We start from the raw sequence: 7,756 nt of genomic DNA on the forward strand, positions 1-7,756 counted from the left end.
TCGCGTTCTGTAAGTTCATAGCGGCGACGTGACATCAAAGACCTCCAAATCCGAAACCTTTGAATCACTAATCCATTCAAATAGCTAGACTATTTATGAGTGCACGACCTAGCAGCGATCAACGCGTTGAAGGGATGCAGACAGCCCCATCAACGAAAAACTATAGCGGGTCTGAGTGCCGCGCGCGGATGTGGCTTGCACATTTACCGTGCGCCCTGACCGCATGGCGCTGACAATACGTGCCTCATCGCCTTCATTCTGTGCCCAGGCGCGGTTTCCTTCGCTAAAGAATGGAAACTGTGCACCATCAATCATCACTTTCACTTTGCTATTAGGCTTCAGGTCATATCCCATCACAAGTTGCGGGCTATAACTCGCGCCAGTCTTGGAAATGATGATGAAATTATCGCCATGCCGGACACCTGCGGGAAGGAAACTCGACGGCACGGTTAAAGCATAGCATTTATTTCCGGGCAACTGCGTGTTTTGATAAACGCCCCAGTCCCTGAATTCGCCAATATGGCTTGTTTTAGCCGAAGCCGCGAGAGAATTCGCCACCAACCCTGCAAGCGCCAACGCAACAGTGGTTGTCATTTTATTCATTGCCTAAAACCTCCATATCCAAGAAATCACGCACCATGAAAAATTGTTTCATTGCGTTACTATTTCCTTAACAGACTCCTAAAAACTTGTTGACCGAGTGCAATCGTCACACCGAACACCCAATCCAGATGCTTACTGACGTTGTCCTTCGACAAGGCGTGCTAAAAAATTGCGGAAGGATGAGCGGAGCATAAAGCGAAATAATATGGTCCGCACTTGGTTAGGCCGCCGCTTCTGCCCTCACCGATATTCGTGACAATAAATATAATCGGCTCGTGATAGAGCCGCGCAAGACTGGCTTCAAGTCTGATGCTGTCATGGGGGATAATGGGGTATGGGCGACTCCTGCCATCACCGCATAAATCAGCTGCGCAGCCCTAACTTCGATCCAAAAGAAAAGGCTTTCTACAGATTGGAAAATAGTCGAGCTCATTGGCCAGTAAGAGGCGCAAAACGACTTTGCTTCCGCGGAAGCGATCCAGAATGAAAGGGAAACGCTCTAAAAGAGTCCCACATCGATTTCCACAAATATAGAATTTAAAGCCGCCGAAATATATTTCGGCGGCTTCTTTATTTTTAGAACTTAACATTCAAAGTTGCGTTGAAACCATTCTGCTTGGTTCCACTGCCAAACTGACCAACATAACTCAAACCAAACTTCGCGTTTTCCGTAATAGCCATATCGAATCCTGCTTCAACCAAAGCAGCATCCTTTGCTATAGCTACCCCTTCCACGGTGAAAAGGTTGCTCCCTGCAAACAGATGGGTGGATTCAGGTGATATGTCACCATAGGCGTGACGCCATCCTAACGTGCCTTTGAGGTTTGCACTCGCACCACCAAGAGGAAGTGGTGCCGATGCACGCATACCAAGCGTGGTGAATGTTGTGTTTGTATTGTTACCATCGACAGCAAGTGCGGCCGCTCCGCCTTTCTCTGTGAAGCCATCAGTGTGAAGGCGCACATGTGAGAGATTAGCAAATGGCTCAAAGGCAGCGACAGTGGTATCTATGCGATATCCCAATTCGCCAAATGCCTGCAGGGTTCTAGCATGATAGTCTGCACCGAGGCTGTCACTGAAGCCAGTGTAAGAGACTGAACGTGAAGAATCGATGCTGTGCCAAGTATGAACGAGACCAGCACGGAGGCCGATTGGGCCCCACTGATTGCCTCCATAAATGCCCAGATGCCAGTTGTCACTGTCTGCGAAAGCATTGCGGCCCTTACCATTGAGGTCCGTTTGGCTATAGCCACCAACAACACCCAAACGCCAGCCGGAGTTAAGGCCTACATCGACACCTGAAAGGAAACCACCAGTGGATGTCTTGAGTCCTCCAGCATTAGAATTTCCGTCATGCTTTACCCAGGAACCAAATCCGGATGCCCATACACCGTAGTCCAATGATGTCGACCTTACTGCATCAAACGGCTGCGGAGCACTGCCCTTTGGTGACTGCGCGAAGGACAGAACCGGGACATTTGGTGAACCAACACCTTCAAAGGCTGCACGCAGACGATTGTTAATCGCATCTGCCGTCAGGTTCGCTGTATCAATCAGACCCGTTTTGACGGACGCATGTATATCGCCCGAAAGCTGGTTGAAAGCATCGCGTGCTTCAGCTTCATCTGTCAGGAACAGAATGGAGTTGTAAAGACCCAATGCTGATCCCTCTTGAGCAAGGCTATCAAGGGCGCGCGCTGTAGAAATTTCATTTGCCGACTTTGCCACCTTTTCAAAGACAACAGGATCAACCGAATCGGCAATCACGCCAACTTTCAAATCGACCTTGTTGGCCTGATGGTCTAATGAAGTCGTCAAGAATACTGATTTTGATACGGCTTCAGAAAACGTTCCATCAATACCATTCGCGGCAGTCAGGATCGTGTATGTCTGGCCATCCTGATAGCTGACTTTGTTATCCAAAGCGAAGACGTCAACACGTCCGCCCTGAAGATTTGCCTTACCAGTGGTCTCAATACGGTCACTTGTTCCATTACCGGCGATTTCGACTTCATAAACAGAGTCAGCACCGAAGGTAACATCTCCGCCAACGGTCATGGTTCCAATAGAATTACCTGGACGAAGCGTACCATGAGCGGTCAAATCACCGTCAATATTCCAGTTGCCACCCATAATAGATGTCTGGTCAAGAACAACATTCCCAGAAACTATAATAGGAGCACCGACCGTTCCACCACCAGTTACTGATTCAGAATACAGCTCTACGTTTCCTGCAATCGATGCCCCTGTTGAATGGAAGATATATGTACTGCCTTTTGCGACGACATTCCCCCCGATTGAGGTACCTTCAGCGAAAGATAATTGAGTGCCTGATTCAGTTGTAAGATCCTGAATGCCGGAAATCTTACCGTTGAATTTTGCATTCTTTTCGACGTTTACGTGTGTCTGGCCTGAACCTTTTTGGTCAGTATCAACGATGTCTCCGCTCGCTTCAGAACCCGCCCTCAAAGTAAGGTTCATATTGGCGTCTTTACCGTCGCCTGTGCGGTCGACCTGAACAAGCACGCCGTTATTGTCAATAGCAACGGTCCCCGCTCCAAAGGATACGTTAGCAACGTCATCAGAAGATTTGAAACCTACCGATATCGTTGGCCCTTGCGCGCTTTTAAGAACGGTTCCTTCAACATTAATAGTTCCAGAGCCATCAATTTCCAACGCGGCCGCATTGTTACCTTTTGCTTCTATAGATCCGCCATTAAGCGAGACTTTTCCGCCATTCTTCACGAATACGCCCGAAGCAGAATCACCTTCTGTAACAACGTTGGTATTGGCAGCAACAATTGCACCCGCTTTAACCGCATTCACATCGTTGTTCGCGATCAAACCGAATGCATTGCTCCCGATTGTTTTAATATCCGAATCCGAAAGCGTGATTGTGGAGTAAGATTCTGCAAATACACCAAAACCATTGTCGCCAGATGTCGAGACGCTAACAGTGCCTTCGATTTTACCACCATCAATGGCGTGCAATCCAAAAGCATCATTTTTAACAGTCGTAACTTTTGCGCCATTCGTTAGTGTAATACGCGACTCATCCAAGCCATTTGGATTACTGCCATTCACACCAGCCTGAACACCATGAGCCTTCGGCCCTTCAGTTGAAACGACCGCATTAGAAATGATCGTCGAATTTTTACCAGCTAGCAAACCAAACGACCGCTCACCCTTTGTGACGACCGTTCCACCATTCAACTCAATCTGACCACCGTTATTTGCAAATGCGCCGTATGACCAATCTTTATTGGTATCAACCTTCACATCAGTGGCTACAATTTTACCGCCTACCGCGTTCAAATCGTTGTTGGCAATTAGACCATGACCGTTTTCACCATTCGTGGTGACTGAACCACCAGTTTGATTGATAGTGGAAAAAGATTCAGCGAATACACCGAAGCCATTATTCCCAAATGTCGTAATATCCGCTTGACTATGTATGGTTCCGCCGTCAATGGCATGAAGCGCGAAGGAATCTGCCCCGCCTGTCTCCACCTTAATGTTGCCGGTCAAACGGATTTCAGATTTGTCTTTCCCATCGGCATTCGAGCCTTTAGCACCAACCTGTACGCCATGAGCCTTATCACCTCCTGTGGCGATATAGATGGAACCTTGGCCAACCGTTGACATTTCAAGCACACTAGGCGCATCCACGCCTTGAGAAACCAAAACTCCCCACGCACGCTTAGAAGGCGCCGTCGTCGAAGCCTTAACTTCTAAATTTTCTTCAGACGCAATGGTTTTTGTGTTGCCTTCCCGGTGAATAATTGCCGCCGTATTTTCTACAGCCGTCAACATAGGATCTGCCTGAGCAGTTGAAGCCAAGCCCAAGACCAGCAGCATAGCTGTTGAAGCTAGCGTGGATTTTTTATTTCTCGAAAAAATAGACATATACACCCCAGATAAATTCGCCCCATTTTAGGAGATTTGGTAAAACCACTTTGATGGCCGCACCAATTCATCAATCCCAATTAATTATTAGTAGTAGCTAAATTTCATGGTGTGTTTAATAAAAGAAGTGTTTTACAGGTGACTTTTCCGCGTGCGTGGCATTTTTGTAACTATCTCACCACAAAAGCGAGAAAATTTATCTTGAAGTTTTGCATTTTCAAAGCCTAAAACTATTGCAAAAGGCAGAACCGTTATTTTCTTTAATCATGCCTCATCGGAAAAATAATCCGCAATAAGATAAAAATTTACCGACACATATATAAGAATTTTACGAAAAATTGACATCTATTAGTTTCCAAATCAGATAAATCATTCTTCAATAATTTATTTAGGATACCATGATGGCACACATGAATATTTCTGATCATTAACAATATATTATTGCCCTCATAAAGCGACGGAAAGCCTCTACTTTATTTTGGAAAAAAGTATTAAATCAAAATTATAATTAATATTATTCATATTTACCAATGGAACTACTTAATATGTTCAAAAGCTGCTGCGAAGCCCCTCAAAGAAACGTCTATCGTTTTTTCTTTCCCATCGGCAGCCCCCTCAAATCTCACGGAGATCATTTTGGCATCTTTCAAGGCATCTACGGCCTGAGGTCCAAATTCCAAGGGTACAATGCAACCCGCAGGTATGCATGTTTTGAATGCCAGGCGCGGAGCATTTGTTTGAGTCCCATCCAGGCCCAGAGAGACCCCCTTGCTCACATCGATTCCGAAGGGCAAGATCATACTTCCCGTTGCGGAAGTCCCTGATCGTATGATTTCTAATGCTATCAAACGCTGCTGGGCATTCGGTTGTCCTTCAATCTGTCCCGCCACTTGCTGAACCGCCGCACAAAGCCGCTTCCCGCTCTTCTCCTTGCACACTGCCTGCCAATCTCCATATGTTTCGGTTACGGTTTTTGGCTGTTCAGACGCTGCAAAAACAGGAAAGCTCATGGCTAAGAGAATGACAAAACTTGCTTGAGCAGATTTCAATAGATTAAACATGCTACCCCTGATGTGTTGAAGACGCCGGAGAATAACATTCTCCGGCTTCTCTCTTGTCATGATAAAGTGCCGCTTAGAATTTCCACTGCAGGCGCGCCTTGGCGCCATTATCCTGAGACCCCTTACTAAACTGTCCTGAATACGAAATGCCGACACTCAAACCATCGGTGAACTTCCGATCGAGCCCGAACTCCATAACTCCCACGTTTTCTGCAATCGGCACACCACCAGTCGAGAACCCATCCCCCCCGGCCACAAAGCTTAATGTAGCAGCAGGATTGAGATCATTGTAAGCATGACGCCAACCAGCGGAACCATACAATTTTGTTGCACCATCTTCAGACACTGCGATGCTCGCACGCAAACCAATAGTTGAGAACACGGTGCCGGAATTGTTGCTACCAGCCTTCAATGCAGCCGCCCCACCATCTTCAGTAAAGCTTCCGCTGTTCAGGTGAACATATGCCAAGTTCGCAAACGGCTCTGCCACAACGCCCATGACATCGAATTGATGCGATACTTCACCAAAAACCTGCGTGACATGATTACGGTAACTGGCGGACAACGCATCTGTATAACCCGTAAAGCCGATGGCGCGTGATGTATCAATCTCCTGCCAGCTATAGGCAGCCCCCAACTTTACATCCAGCATGCCAGCTTTGCCGCCGCCATAAACACCGACGTGGTAGCCAGCCGACTCGCCACTTGAATCCAACCATCGTGTATTGAAGTTTGAATGGCTATAACCAGCAAGTGCACCTATGCGCCATGAATTGTTAAGCGCGACATCTACACCCGCAAATCCTCCACCAATAGTGCGGTCAAGATCAGATGCACCATTGTTTGTTATATTTTCAAACCGCCCGCCAGAACCGAAGCCATGGCTCCACCATGAAATGCCATCATCTTTAATCGCTTCTTCCGCTCCAACGCCTCCCATGCTGCTGCGCAAACGTCCAAAGGCTGCTTCACGAACAAAACGGCTGTCTTCTATCGAAACAGCTTGGCCAGACGAATGAATCTCACCGCCCAATTGTGTGAATGCGCGTTTTGCCTCGTTCTCGTCGGTCAAGTAACCGATGGCCTGATAGAGCGGGTTGTTCATATCGAGAGACTGTAGAGCGCCTGCAACAGCGCTTTGATTTCTGTTCAGTCCACTCAGCTGATCAAAGGAGCGGTTCTGAGAAACGCGCAACACAACAGCATTTGGATCGCTGTAATCAGCGACCAAACCATAGAATGTTGAGATGTATGTATCACCGGTTAATGTGTAGGTGCCTGATACACCGTCTTGTGCGCTGAGTACCTTGAAAGAAGCATCAAGAGCATATCGTTCACCCGTTACATTGTCGACATTCAAGACGGCACCATCTTCAATTGTGGCACTTCCGCCAGCAATAAGGCTGTCATTCACACCCGATTGCGCGACTTCGACCTGCCAAAGTGATCCACTTTGCTGCAGGATGTTCCCGGTCGCATCCAAAGTGCCAATGCTTTGGCCAGTAGCAAGTACAGAACCCTGTTTAAGTGTTAGGTTGCCAACGTGTCCTGTTCCACCAAACACTGTGCCGTTGCCAATCTCAAAGTTGCTTTGACTTAATTGAGAGTTGGCGATCACTTCTCCCTCTTCGACATAAAATGTACCGCTAAAATCGCCGTCGCCGGAAAGTGTGAGCGTTCCTGTTCCCGCTTTCACAAAGGAACCCGAGCCAGCAAGAACATTATTCAGTTCGCCAGCCTGTTGCTGACCGAAGATGACAAGACCGTTGTTGCTAATCTGACCCGTACCAAAGCTTGATGCCGTTCCCAAAGCAACACTGTTGGCGATGTTCGTGCCACCTGCATATCGATTGTTGTTTCCAAGTTGAGTTACACCACCACCTGCAAGGATAAGGGAACCTGTGCCGGAGATGTCTCCTCCGAAATCAACTTTATCCGAACGATGAATGACAAGCGTTCCGTTATTGGCAACGTCACCACTGATCGAGCCCGCGCTAGCGCCATCGCCAACGACCAGTGTTCCGCCCTCGATTTTTGTACCACCGGTGTATCCATTGGTGTTTGTCAGTCTGACGGTGCCGCTCCCGGTTTTGGTCAGCTCTGCTGAGCCATTCAGAACGCCATCAACCTGTCCCGCGCTGACAGAGATCGCCTGTGAGGCATTGATCTCAGCATCGTTGGCGAGC

At 47.7% G+C, this 7,756-nt stretch carries 4 protein-coding genes; all 4 read right to left on the bottom strand.

Going from position 1 to position 7,756, the window contains the following annotated elements; all coding sequences use genetic code 11:
- Positions 1–108 precede the first annotated feature (108 nt).
- Positions 109–603 carry an invasion associated locus B family protein gene (locus ABE530_RS19100; protein ID WP_499695645.1) on the bottom strand — a complete coding sequence of 165 codons (495 nt, stop codon included), beginning with the start codon at positions 601–603 and terminating at the stop codon, positions 109–111.
- Between the two features lie 576 nt (positions 604–1,179).
- A complete protein-coding gene (locus tag ABE530_RS19105) occupies positions 1,180–4,509 on the bottom strand; it encodes an autotransporter family protein (protein ID WP_499695646.1) in 3,330 nt (1,109 codons plus the stop codon).
- Positions 4,510–5,045: 536 nt separating this feature from the next.
- The gene (locus ABE530_RS19110; protein WP_499695647.1) at positions 5,046–5,570 is read right to left on the bottom strand and encodes an invasion associated locus B family protein; all 525 of its coding nucleotides are present in this window, start codon (positions 5,568–5,570) and stop codon (positions 5,046–5,048) included.
- A gap of 73 nt (positions 5,571–5,643) precedes the next feature.
- The coding region (locus ABE530_RS19115) for an autotransporter outer membrane beta-barrel domain-containing protein (RefSeq protein ID WP_499695648.1) at positions 5,644–7,756 on the bottom strand (2,113 nt) is incomplete at its 5' end.

This window comes from Brucella sp. TWI559, assembly GCF_039674265.1.
GTDB classification, from domain to species: domain Bacteria; phylum Pseudomonadota; class Alphaproteobacteria; order Rhizobiales; family Rhizobiaceae; genus Brucella; species Brucella chromiisoli.

Bases quoted from the DNA above. Each gene is read 5' to 3' on its own strand.
- ABE530_RS19110 (WP_499695647.1), bottom strand. From the start codon at position 5,570: ATGTTTAATCTATTGAAATCTGCTCAAGCAAGTTTTGTCATTCTCTTA.
- ABE530_RS19105 (WP_499695646.1), bottom strand. From the start codon at position 4,509: ATGTCTATTTTTTCGAGAAATAAAAAATCCACGCTAGCTTCAACAGCT.
- ABE530_RS19100 (WP_499695645.1), bottom strand. From the start codon at position 603: ATGAATAAAATGACAACCACTGTTGCGTTGGCGCTTGCAGGGTTGGTG.